Source organism: Streptomyces sp. NPDC005799 (assembly GCF_040630525.1).
Lineage (GTDB): Bacteria > Actinomycetota > Actinomycetes > Streptomycetales > Streptomycetaceae > Streptomyces > Streptomyces griseorubiginosus_B.
In genome coordinates, this window is the sequence record NZ_JBEXXQ010000109.1 from 1 (window position 1) to 10310 (window position 10310).

The 10310-nt window shown below is 65.9% G+C and carries 5 protein-coding genes; 1 reads left to right on the forward strand and 4 read right to left on the reverse strand.

Annotated features, from left to right (window positions below; translation table 11 throughout):
- Positions 1–1095: 1095 nt before the first annotated feature.
- Both ABZ453_RS49035 and ABZ453_RS49040 read right to left on the reverse strand, forming a co-directional pair.
- Positions 1096–1335, reverse strand: a complete 240-nt coding sequence (locus ABZ453_RS49035; protein WP_359026296.1) for a hypothetical protein — start codon at positions 1333–1335, stop codon at positions 1096–1098.
- Positions 1260–2084, reverse strand: coding sequence for an ISL3 family transposase (locus ABZ453_RS49040; RefSeq protein ID WP_359026287.1), 825 nt, complete (start codon positions 2082–2084; stop codon positions 1260–1262). The genes ABZ453_RS49035 and ABZ453_RS49040 overlap by 76 nt, the downstream gene beginning before the upstream one ends.
- A 170-nt stretch (positions 2085–2254) precedes the next feature.
- On the opposite strand from ABZ453_RS49040, the gene ABZ453_RS49045 reads away from it, so the two are divergent.
- Positions 2255–4078 carry an IS481 family transposase gene (locus ABZ453_RS49045; protein ID WP_359026289.1) on the forward strand — a complete coding sequence of 608 codons (1824 nt, stop codon included), beginning with the start codon at positions 2255–2257 and terminating at the stop codon, positions 4076–4078.
- Between the two features lie 633 nt (positions 4079–4711).
- On the opposite strand, the gene ABZ453_RS49050 is transcribed toward ABZ453_RS49045, so the two are convergent.
- Positions 4712–6049, reverse strand: coding sequence for an IS110 family transposase (locus ABZ453_RS49050; RefSeq protein ID WP_359026291.1), 1338 nt, complete (start codon positions 6047–6049; stop codon positions 4712–4714).
- A gap of 844 nt (positions 6050–6893) precedes the next feature.
- The gene (locus ABZ453_RS49055) at positions 6894–9236 is read right to left on the reverse strand and encodes an immune inhibitor A domain-containing protein (RefSeq protein ID WP_359026293.1); all 2343 of its coding nucleotides are present in this window, start codon (positions 9234–9236) and stop codon (positions 6894–6896) included.
- Between the last annotated feature and the right edge of the window lie 1074 nt (positions 9237–10310).

Genomic DNA, 10310 nt, shown 5'->3' on the forward strand with positions numbered 1-10310 from the left:
GTCTCCTGCCACCGCGACGCCGCCGGGCCAACCCCCGCGTCATCAAGCGCAAAGTCGCCAACTGGCCACTCAAACGTGCAGCCCACCAGGCTGCAGATCACCCACCTGCCCAAGCCATCACTATCGTCAATGCCACCAAACCCAAACGAGTCAAGCGGACAAAATCTACCTAAGTTACCGGTATTGAGGCTAATCTCGCGGGACAGATGTCTCTACCTCGGGCCCGGTGGAGCGGACATGCTGACGCAGCGGCGCCCCTGCTGGCTACGCGAGCCTGCACTCCCACTGGATAAGCATTTCTTGTGGGTTTAGAATAACAGCACCGACATGCTGCGCTTTCGCTCTGTCGGCGCTTTCCGAAAGTGAGGCGGTGATCATAAGCCGCAAGGATTTTAGGGAGGTCTGAATCTCGCGAGGGGCGTTATTCCGGAGCTTGATCGCTCCACTCGGCGACCCACCGTCTCAGCAGCACCACGAAAGTCCCCTGCCGAACGGTATGAACGTCCGAAGGGAAAGGGTACGCTCAATATGTTCACCTACCGACTGAAACCAACAAAGAGCATCATCATCGGTGCCGCGTTAACAGTCGCCGCAGGGATCCTCGGTGTCGCCACCCCCGCGAACGCGGCAGTCGGCACCTGGCACCTGGCTGCCACTATCCCGCCTCAAAAACCAGCCAAGTCCATTTCAGTACGTTTCGCCAACCACGATAACATAGTTACGTACGTGTGCTTCGAACCTGCACGTTCAGACCTCTTCGACGCAGCTTTCACCGGGACGCTCGGCGTTCGTGTGCTAATCCTGAGCTACAGCTCATCGGATTGTACAGGCAATGAGCTGTCAAGGGTCGACACTAGGGTACCCAGTAACGACCATGAGTACATTTACGTGACGCTCAGCTGAGCACCCCGGAGTATTAACCTCGATTCGTCAGTGGTCGTGAGCGCATGACGGTGTTGCTGGTTCACTCCGTTTGTCCCGCGTGATCGCGGGCGGGGGCTTCGCGTGTCGCTGCGGCTGCGCCGGGGTTCCACGGCTCCCGGGGGTGGTGCGGGTGTCCTCCTTCCTTGTCTGAAGGGTGTGGTGGGCCGGTTGTCAGGTCAGGACTGGGAGGGTGTTCAGCCGTTGCCAGCAGGTGGTGAACGCCTGGGCCCAGGGCCAGGTCGCCTCGATCCGCAGCCGGCGGCGGCGGGCGTGGTCGGCGAGGCGGGCGGGCAGGTGGTGGAGGCGGAAGCGCATGGTGTCCGGCTCGGCGTCGGTCAGGTCGTCGATGTCGTGCAGGGCCAGGCCTTCACGGCGGCGGGGCTGTCGGTGCTCGTGTCCTCGGCGAGGCACGTACGGTGCTGGGCGACGCACTTCTCGACGGCTTCGCACAGGTTCTTCCAGAGGTGGTACCTGTCCGCGACCTGCGTGGCGTCGGGGCAGACGGTGCGGACGGCTTCGGCGTAGGCGCTGGCCCGGTCTCTGCACACGATCTCGGCCCCGGGGTGGGCGCGCAGCCAGGCGGTGAGCGTCCCCGAGGTGCGGTCGGGCAATACGTCCACACGCTCGCCGGTCTCCATGTCCACGATGATCGTGCCGTACACGTGGCCCTTCTTGAACGCGAAATCATGCACTCCCATCACTCGCGGGGCGACTGAGGACTGTTTGGCCGGGAGCCTGCGCACCATCCTGATCAGCGAGTTCGCGCTGACGGGGACCGACAGGTGCGCGGCCAGCCGAGCCGCCGGACGTCCCGCGAGCGCCATTGCTATCCGCTCCAACGTCCGACGGAGTGCGGGAGTGCGGCGCGCGAACCGCTCGGTCAGCCCGTCTATCTGCTCGACGAACGTACGGCGTTCGCACGGCGCCGCCTGGCACACAAACCGCCGCACCGCCAGGTCGATCACGACCTTCCGCCCAGCCACCGCCAGGTCGGCCAGCCGTCGCCGATACCCGCCATGGACACGGCCGGACCGCGTGCCGCACCTGGGGCAGGCAGCCTCCCGGGTCGCCGTACGCGCCGTGAGCGCCACCCCGCTGTCGTCGACCAGGACCCGTTCCACCATCACCGACGCCAGATGGGGGAAGGCCACCGAGAGCACGCTGCAATCACACGAACAGGCATTCTTCCAGCAGCTCGTGACGCTACGTCATCGCCCCATGTGATGTGAGGTCTCACGAGATCGTTTACGTCGTGTACTCGGGACATGCTTGACGGTCTTCGCCGGTTAGTGATCAGCTCCCCTCCACTGATCTTGAGGTGGAGGCACGGGTGGAGATAGACCGGGTGTGGTTGGCCGAGCAAAGGTTCCAGGCGGTGCGGGAGGTGCTGGCCGGTTCGCCGATCACGGAGGTCGCGGTCCGGTACGGGGTTTCCCGTCAGGCGGTGCACGGCTGGCGTCGCAGGTATGAGGCAGGTGGCCGTGGCGGGCTCGACGACGTGTCCCGGCGCCCGCATAGCAGTCCGCATCGGCTTGCGGCCGAAGTCGAGGCCCTGGTCTGCGAGTTGCGCCGGGCTCACCCGCGCTGGGGTGCTCGGCGGATCTCCTATGAAATCGAGGTCCGGGGCGTGACGCCGGTGCCGTCCAAGGCCACCGTCCACCGCGTGCTCACCCGCAACAGTCTGATCGTCCCGCAGGAACAGCGGCACACCCGCAAGTACAAGCGATGGCAGCGTGCGGCGCCGATGCACCTGTGGCAACTGGACCTGGTCGGCGGGATCTACCTCGCCGACGGCCGCGAGTGCAAGATGCTGACCGGCATCGATGACCACTCCCGGTTCCTGGTCGTATCAGCGGTGCTCGCCGTCCCCTCCGGACGCGCGGTCTGCGAGGCGTTCACTGCCGCTATGCGCACCCACGGGATCCCCTCCGAAGTGCTGACCGACAACGGCAAGCAGTTCACCGGGCGCTTCACCAAGCCGCGCCCCGCCGAGGTGCTCTTCGAACGCGTTTGCCGCGAGAACGGCATCACCGGCCGACTGACCAAGCCGCGCTCGCCCACCACGACCGGCAAGATCGAACGCTTTCATCGCACCCTGCGCCGCGAACTCCTTGACGACAGCGGGCCGTTCGCTGATCTGCTGGCCGCCCAGGCCGCCATCGACGCCTGGGTTCATGCCTACAACTACAAGCGCCCTCACCAGGCCCTGGCCATGGCGACCCCCTCAAGCCTGTTCCGGCCCAAGCCGTCTCGGACCACGGCCTCCGGCCCTTCGCTCAGCTCACCCGCGGTCCCGCAAGTGGCCGCGGCCACTCCGGCCGAGCCGGTCCCGAGCACCCGCCCCATATTCACCCCGGCGAACGTGATCGCCCCATCCAGCGACAGGGCAGTGGAGTTCGACACCGTGATCGCCGCAAGTGGGCTGCTGAGCCTGCTGCCGCGAGTCCAACGCATCGGGCTGGGGACTGCCCTGGCCGGCCAACTCGCGCACGTCTGGGCCGACGAGCACAGCGTCCATATCCTCATCGGCGGACAGCATGTCCGCACCGTCGCGTCCAACTTGAACGCGGAGAACCTGGACGAACTACGGATGCGCGGTGCCAATCCGGCGGGACCGCCACCAACCGTCGCCATCGCGGCCCGCAACACACGCCTCCCCGTCGGCGCGGTCATCGAGGTGATCCGCGCTGTCGACGGCGCTGGCTTCTGCCGAGTGAGCGGGCACCCCGTCAACGTCGGGACGCCACTGGCCGGGCACCAGGTCACCCTGCGCCTGGACGGACACCTCCTCCACGTCGTCGCCGACGGCGTACTCGCCAAGACGCTGCCCTCTCCGATCACACCCGACCAACGCACTCGGATACGCGGCGCCCGAGTCGCCACCGACCCCCTACCCGCCCCGACCGCCGGCGTGATCAGCGTGACCCGCCGAGTCCCCACCGACGGAGTCGTCATGGTCACCCGCCAGCGCCTACGCATCGGGCGAACCCACGCTGGCAAAACCGTCGAGATCTTCGTCGAGGACACCCACTTCCGCGTCCTGCTCCACGGAGAAGAGCTCTGCCTGCACCCCCGCGACAGCAACCAGCCGGTCACCCGCTTCAAGGCATACGCACCACGATCCAGCGGCGCAGAAGCGTCAACGAAGTGCTGAGCACATCACGTCAATGATCTCGTGAGACCTCACATCACACCCCACAAGAAGTGGATCAGAGCCCTCTGACGGCCGCCGTCACGGCCCCTGGGAGCGGACGAGCAGTACCATGAGCCGGCCTTTCTGCAGGCGCGCCGGAGGCATCAGCAAGCCCAGCGGCGTTCGCTGCCTGATGGGGTGTGGGGTGGTCCTGTGGACGGGGATCTGGCGACGGTGGCCGGGGCTGCCTTATGTGTTGTTCTTCCTGGAGTGGGAGGCGAGGTACCGGCTGGAGTGGACGCAGCATGCGAAGGCGTGGGGTACGAAGCAGAGCCTGATCCGGGAGGTGGCCCGTGCTCGCCAGGAGGAGGCGCTCAAGGCGAAGCTCACCGACCTGGTCGAGATCGTCGTCCACCGGGCGTATCGCTGCAAGGATCGCGAATACGTGCTGGTTGCCCGGGCTGTCGACAGCGCTGATCTACGGGCCAGGCTCGATCGGGCAGCTAATTCGGACAGTCCGTGGGCCCGGTGCCACGCCGGGTATGTGCTCTGGCTCCTTGATCGCCCTGACCGGAAAACTCGAGGGTTCGACGGGTATGGCGGTGTAGCCCCTGGGGCTGTGTCGGCGGGGTTGAGGGGCGGTGCGGTGGGTCGTCAGGCGCCTGCCGGGGTGAGGGTGACGTCGTGGCCGAGGGCCGTGAGCTGGCGGACGAGGTCGCGGGTCTTGCGGGCCGGATCGAGGTTCTTGGTGTGCCAGTCGGGGCCGAGGTCGCGGTAGCGGGCGGTGGGGTCGTTCATGAGGTGCCAGACCATGACCAGGATGGAGCGGGCGACGGCGACCAGGGCCTTGAGGTGACCTCGGCGTTTGACGATGCGGCGGTAGCGGGCGCCGAGGAAGGTGTCGGTGCGGGCGGCGGAGACGGCTGCTTCGCCGAGGGCTCCGCGCAGCCAGGGGTTGCCTTTGCCGGCGGGTTCTGAGGTGTTCTTCGGGCCGGACTGGAAGGTGCGTGGGGACAGTCGGGCCCAGGAGGCGAGGTGGTCAGCGGTGGGGAACACGCTCATGTCGGTGCCGATCTCGGCGAGGATGACCTGGGCGGTGGCGGGTCCGACGCTGGGGATTTCGTCCAGGCGCTCGACGTCGGTCAGCGGCATGAGCATGCCCTGTCCGGGCTGGTCGTCGTCTGGGGCGTCGGGGGTTGTGGACAGTTCGGTGAGGCGGGTGGTGATGCGGGCGGTGAGTTTGTTGATCTGCAGGGTGAGGTAGTCGACGGTGTCCAGCAGCATCCGCAGCATGAACGCGTGGTGTTCCTCGAAACCGCCCGCCAGTGCCTCTTGAAGGGCTTGGGGGCTGGCCTTGATGGTGCCGTGTGCCAGGTCGGCCAGTGCTCTGGGGCTGCGTTCGCCCGCGATCAGCGCTTCGAGCATCGCGCGGCCGGAGACGCCGAAGATGTCGGAGATCACTGAGGACAGTTTGATCTGCGCGTCCTCCAGGAGCTTCTCTGCGCGCTGCTTGTGCCGGGTGTACTCGTGGGTGAGGACCGCGCGGGAGCGGGTCAGGTCCCGCAGTTCGCGCACCGGCTTCGGAGGCACGAACGAGGCCCTGAGCATGCCGCGTTCGGCGAGCTTGGCCGGCCACACCGAATCGAGCTTGTCGGTCTTGGGGCGGCTGGGGACGTTCTTCACGTCCCGTGCGTTGACCAGCCAGCATCCAAGCCCCCGCGCCTCCAGGAGAAAGAAGAACGGTTTCCAGTAGGTCGAGGTCGCCTCCATCACCACCCGGGTGACGCCCTGGCATATCAGGTGGTCCGCGAGGTCCAGGATGGTGCCGCTGGTCGCGGCCACGTGCCACACCCGCTGCATCCGCCGGCCGGGCTTGTCCTCGTGCGGCACCCGGGTGCACACCATTCCGGACGCCTTGGCGATGTCGATCGCCGCGACCCGCTCCACCAGCTCCGGACCCTGCTCGCTCTCCTCGGCATCCCTCTCCGCCACGGGCGGGTGCCCCTTTCCCTCGTTCCGTTCGTACAGGCGGCGCCCGCCCCAAAGGGGCAGCGGGGAAACGAAATCTGACCGGCGTGCTCTACGGCTACAAGGCAAGGCCCCGCGGCGGCCCCTGCACCAGACTGACCTGTGGGCTTGGAGTCCCAACGAGCTACCGGAGTCGGCGAACGGGCGCCGCGATCATGTTTTCACGCCGGCAAGGCGCACCCGAAGGGAACAGGAGGACTGACCTGCCGAACACCCGTCGTGTCTGGCAGACCTGGGTGGCAGGCGAGGCTGCAGCGTTGCTGTGACCGGGGAACGATGCAGGGAAGGTTCCCGTGATCATGGAGTGCTCTACGCCCGTGACCTGTCTGGAAGACCGTGCCTGCCGATGCATCGTCCATGATTCCACCTGCCCTTGACCGGCCCTCTCGGTCACCGCCCTGATGGCGTGGTGGAAGAAGTCGTGGTGCTGGTAGGGGACGCCGAGCACGTGGCAGATATCCCTGGACGGGATCGGCAGGGCGAACTCCGAAACGAACGCCGGCGCGCCCGCGGCGATGGCGTCCTTGACGTGCTGCGTGGCCTCGGGGCACTTGGTCTCGCTCAGGTCGACCTTGACGGCTACCGTTCCTCTGGCAGGTTCCTCAGCGACACGAGGGAAGTTCCATCGTGATTGGGGCAGGTCAACGGTCCTGATGTGACGAGTCGTTGGGGTGCCCGGACAGCTCATCACGGTGATCGTTGTGGGGTGGCTTGGTGCGCGAGAACGGGAGCGCGTCCCGTAGGAACGAGCGTCGGCCGCAACCTCTTGCGAGGTTGCGGCCGATTGTGCCTTCTCCTGTCGGAGTTCCTACTTCACCGCGGGGCCCACCTGGACCGAGATCAGCGAGCCGTCCCTGGCCTCTTTGACGATTTTGATCTGAGTGTTGGTGTCAGTGATCTTGACGCCACCGGTGGGGTTCGTCTCGTCGTAGTACGTGTGGGTGTGGTCGTCGAAGACCGGGACACCCTTCCTCGACTCGATCCTGACGTCACCGTACTTGTCCAACAGCGTGAAGGCATCGGTGCGGCCCAGGCTGAACGGCGAGTCGTAGGTCTGGATGGCGTTTTCCATCAAGTCGCCATTCGCCCACCTCAGTGCCTCGGGGTGGGCGTCTACAGGCAGCAGGCGGCCGACACCGGGATGCTGGCTGGTGTTGTTGTCCTGCTGCGAGGTGTCCCACTTCCAGACCAGCAGGCCGTTCTGGTACGGGAAACGCTCCATCCAGTTCCTACGCGGGGAGTAGATCGCGCCCTTGAGCCCTTTGTCGTACGACACGTACTGGCGGTTCTCGGCGATGTAGTACTGCGCATACTCCTTGGTGACGGAGCCACCGATCCGGGAGAAACCCTTGGCCGTCCATGCCGCGTCGGCGGACTCGGCATCGTCCGTGAAGAGGGCCGAGCCGTCGGCGGTGACGCTGACCATGTCGGCCAGGAACCCCTTCTGCTCCGTAGCGGCGTCGGTGGCGTAGCGGAAGCGCAGGTCGATCTTCTTGCCCGCGTAAGCGTCGAGCGGGTAGACGAGCTTCTTGAACCCGTCGGTCGTTCCGTCGAGCGCCGGCTTGCCGGTGCCGTCACGGCTGATGGCCTCGCCGCTCGCCGTACCGTCGACCGCCGTCCAGTTGGCGCCGCCGTCGGTCGATACCTCGGTGTAGAGGTAGTCGTAGCCCTTCTCGATGTCCCACCAGCCGTCGAGTGTCAGCTTCGCGGAGGATTTGCCCGTGAGGTCCACGGAACGGGTCAGCGTCTGCGACAGGTTGTTACCGCTACCGCTCCACCACTGGGTCGAGCCCTGCGGGGGCTCCGCGATCTCGGTCGTGACCTTCTTCTTGGGCAGCTCGACCACCAGGGCCTGCTTGTTCTTGGTGTTGTACTCCGCGACCCCCAGCTTGTGCTTCGACTGTGTCGCGGCCTTCGCCGTGTCGTAGTTGAGCCAGCCGAGCTGCAGCTTGTCCCAGGCGGTCATGTCGCCGGGCAGATCGCCGATCTCGGTCTTGCTCCGGCCAAGCCACGCGCCGCTCGACATCAGGGTCCAGAAGCCGGTGGAGTTCTCGTCCTTCGCGGTGGTGTCGTATTGGTCCGGGAGGCCGAGGTCGTGGCCGTACTCGTGGGCGAAGACACCGAGGCCACCGTTCTCCGGCTGCATGGTGTAGTCGCCGACCCAGATGCCGGTGTCCCCGATCTGCGCGCCACCCTGCTTGTTGTCCGCCGGGCCGGTGGTACCGGAGTCGGTGCCGAACGCGTACCAGCGGTGCGACCAGATGGCGTCCGTGCCTTGCGCGCCACCGCCTGCATCCTCGCCCTCACCGGCGTGCACTATCTGGAAGTGGTCGATGTAGCCGTCGGGCTCGTTGAAGTTGCCGTCGTTGTCGTAGTCGTAGCGGTCCGACCGGTCGTACTGGGCGACGTGCGCCTTGATCTGGGCGTCAGTCTTCCCGGCCGCCTTCTGCTGGGCGACCCATGCGTTCAGGCCGTCGCTGACCACGTTCCACACGCTGTCGCAGATGGTCTGACCGCAGGCATTGTTGCCGTAACGGGCCTCGTTGTAGGGGACCTTGACCCAGTCGCTCACCTCGCCCTGGATCGAGTAGCGGCCCGAGGACTGCTTCTCGTAGTACTTCTTCAGCGACTCGGTCTTCTTGCCGGTGCCGAAGTAGAGGTTCTGGTAGTGCCGCCGGTTGTAGTCCGCCCGCCATGCCGTGGAGTTGTTCTTCGTCCGGTCCGGCTTGGCTAACTGGTTGTGCAGCGGGCCGGGGGTGCCGCCGTAGCGGCTGTCGGTCTGGTCGCCGAACTCCACGAGGATCGTGAAGATCTTGTCGGTCTTCTCACGGCCGAGTTCGACGTACTTGCTCGTGCCCTTCTTGCTCTTCAGCTTCACGACCTGCGAGCCGTCACGCCTCTCGACCGTGGCGTCGCCGGATATGACCTGCTTCAGGCCCTCCTCACGCTGAGCCTCCTGCGTCTTGCTCAGCGGGCCTCCAAGGTCATGGTCAGGCGCGTGCTCGGCGTGGTACGTGGGGTGGTGGCGGTCAACGGACGCTGTCGGCGCACCCTCGTCCGCCTGTGCTATCGCGAAGCCCGGCAACGCGGCTGCCACGGCAAGGGCGACACCAGTCGCTGCCGCCCTGAGGGTCCAGTATCTGCTGGTCACTTGTGGGGGGTCCTTCCGTTACGCGATCGGTCGCAAGTAAGAGACAGTCCTGGTCATGGACGTCCGCAACGCACGACGCGCGTGTGATGTGAGTGGTCATATGGACTGGAGATTTAAGTGAGATGAAAGTGCAAGTTGCCTCCCTGGACCGAACATGGGCGATCGCCCCGCACGATGCGCTCACCGCCCCGCTCGGAGGGGAGCGCCAGCCGAATGACCGGCAGGCCGAAGCACTCTCGTTACCAGCCAAGCCGGTTCGCGACGTGCGGAGTGATGTAGGTGGTCAGCGAGGACCGGCTGCGGGCGCTCGGCGGTCAAGTGCACCGCCCTGCGAGGGCGACGACGGTGGGGCGGGCAGCGCAGCACACGGGAGAGGCTGACCAGGACGACCGGATGTCCGTCCGGCAGGCCGCTTTGCCGGTCGATCTCCATGCCCGTTCCAGATGATCCGCGCTGCGCCGCAGCCAGCCGCTGAACTGGGGCACCATGTTGAGGTCGGTGTGCCCGGTGGCGGCGCCCTCCGGCGAGTCGGCGGGCTTCGGCCAGTGCGAGTATCTGCTCGGAGTGGGCGATCGTCACTTCGGGGCGCTGGGCCAGGGGCTGTCCATTCCACGGCAAGTCTGAAGCAGCGGGGACTGGAAACGGAACGTCAGTCACCGCGCCAGCCCCCGACCCCACTCAGCCCCAGTTCACCAATTCAGCGCGTAGAACGGGGTGCCGTTTGAATGTGTCGCATTCGTATCGTTGAAGTCCACGACTTTGGGCGCTTTACCATCGCGGCTCCGGTCAGGCAGGGTGAGACGACGCGCGCTACGCTTATTCACGATCAGCCTTACCTTTTGCTTCCTCAGAAGGAAAATGCGGAGCCAGCAAATGGTCGCACAGGGGTGAGAGGGAACACGGCGACTTTACGCGGTGCGACCCCGGGTTCGAAGAGTCAAATGTCACATGTCTTGGGCCCCTCAATACCGGTGACTTCAGCCTCGATCCACCGAGCAATGGCCGGTCCAGGGCTTGGACATGAAGACGCGGATGCCCTCTGAGCTGGGATGATGGGACTTCCTACGGTTCCAC